Here is a 252-nt window from a genome sequence, read left to right as displayed (position 1 = left end):
CGTCTCCGTCAGAAACGACAGTTAATAATAACTGGCAAAACAAACAACAACCTAGCATTCGCAGCTTAATAAGCTGATGAATCTGCCTAGCAGTTCCATCGCCCATGTGGCATTGTTAGGCTCACTTATTAGTGGGATACGGTAACGGTCGCCTCCTGAGGCCGTTGCAAGAGATTATCAGGATAGCGCTCAAGACGCCTTGATTGACGGCATAATGCAGTGCGAATCGCAAGTAGTCAATCTACACGCGTA

The 252-nt window shown here is 47.2% G+C and carries 1 other RNA gene; it reads left to right on the top strand.

Annotated elements, in window-relative coordinates:
• Positions 1-252: a transfer-messenger RNA gene (ssrA, locus tag M3152_RS18210) on the top strand; the annotation flags it as partial.

Source organism: Sporosarcina luteola, assembly GCF_023715245.1.
GTDB classification, from domain to species: Bacteria; Bacillota; Bacilli; order Bacillales_A; family Planococcaceae; genus Sporosarcina; species Sporosarcina luteola_C.
The sequence above is the reverse complement of the archived record's forward strand: the minus strand, read 5'-3'. Positions and strand labels throughout refer to the sequence as shown.